This is a genomic window from Yunchengibacter salinarum (genome assembly GCF_037658235.1).
Lineage (GTDB): Bacteria > Pseudomonadota > Alphaproteobacteria > Sphingomonadales > Kordiimonadaceae > Yunchengibacter > Yunchengibacter salinarum.
On record NZ_JBBJLN010000031.1, the window covers coordinates 1 to 1,340 of the forward strand.

The 1,340-nt window shown below is 64.1% G+C and carries 1 protein-coding gene; it reads left to right on the forward strand.

What is annotated here, in order from left to right; genetic code table 11:
* Window positions 1–31: 31 nt before the first annotated feature.
* A partial coding sequence (locus tag WGH93_RS13190) for a sugar porter family MFS transporter (protein ID WP_374765338.1) occupies window positions 32–1,340 on the forward strand: 1,309 nt, incomplete at its 3' end.

Sequence of the window (1,340 nt, forward strand, 5' to 3'; positions counted from 1 at the left end):
GGCCACACCGCGGCCCAATGCGGTTGTTATATTGAGCACCATCGTTGCGGCGCTGGGCGGTTTTTTGTTCGGCTTTGACACTGCGGTGATTTCGGGCACCACGGGGGCGCTTGAGAGCGTGTTTGAACTGGACAAGTTCGCGCTTGGGCTGACGGTTGCGGCGGCGCTCATCGGCACCATGATCGGGGTTCTGGGTATTGAAAAGCCGGTGGACCGTTTTGGCCGCCGGCTGATGCTGGTGATCATCGCGGCGGTGTTTCTGGCGTCCGCCGTGGGCAGTGCCTTTGCCACGGTGTGGGAGGAACTTCTGTTCTATCGCTTCATTGGTGGGCTGGCCGTGGGGGGCTCTTCCGTTGTGGGGCCGGTATATATCGCCGAGATCGCGCCCGCCAAATATCGCGGTCGGCTGGCCATGATGTATCAGATGAACATTGTGCTGGGCATATTGGTGGCCTTCTTTTCCAACTATCTGCTGGCGGAAGCCTTTGACGGCGGCGGCGCCTGGCGCTGGATGCTGGGGGTTGAGGCGGTTCCCGCCGCGCTGTTCCTGGCCTTTGGGGCCTTTCTGCCGCAAAGCCCGCGCTGGCTGGTGCAGATGCACCGGGACGCGGAGGCCCGCGCCGTGCTGACCCGGCTTGGCGAGCCGCGGGTGGATCAGGAGCTGGCGGACATGCGCCGGGCGCTGCACGAGGACCGGGCGGACGCGCCGCGCCTGTTTCAAAAGGCGTATGCCCTGCCGCTTCTTGTGGTGGTGGTGCTGGCCATGTTCAACCAGCTATCGGGCATCAATGCGCTGATGTATTACGCGCCGACCATTTTCGAGCAGGCGGGGTTTGCAAAGAATGCGGCGCTGTTGCAGGCGGTATCGGTGGGCGGCACCAATGTGGCCTTTACGGTGCTGGCGCTGTTTTTGATCGACCGGATCGGGCGTCGGCCCCTGCTGATGGCGGGCGGCGCGGGCATGGCGCTGTCGCTTGCGGTGGTGGGCTGGCAGTTTCTGCAAGCCACCCCGACGCCTGAGGTGATCCTGGCCGGTCTTTTGGTGTTCATCGCGTCCTTCGCGGCGAGCCAGGGGGCGGTTCTGTGGGTTCTGATGTCGGAGATTTTCCCCAATGTGGTGCGCGGCAAGGGGCAGGCGCTCGGCAGTTTCACGCACTGGACCATGGCGGCGGTGGTAAGCTGGACCTTCCCCGTGCTGGCGGACCTGGCCCCCGGCGCCACCTTCGGCTTCTTCGCCCTGATGATGGTGGGCCAGGTGCTGTTCGTGCACTTCATCGTGCCGGAAACAAAGGCCGTCCCACTGGAAGACATGGAAGACACCGTCGGCGGCTTCGACGACC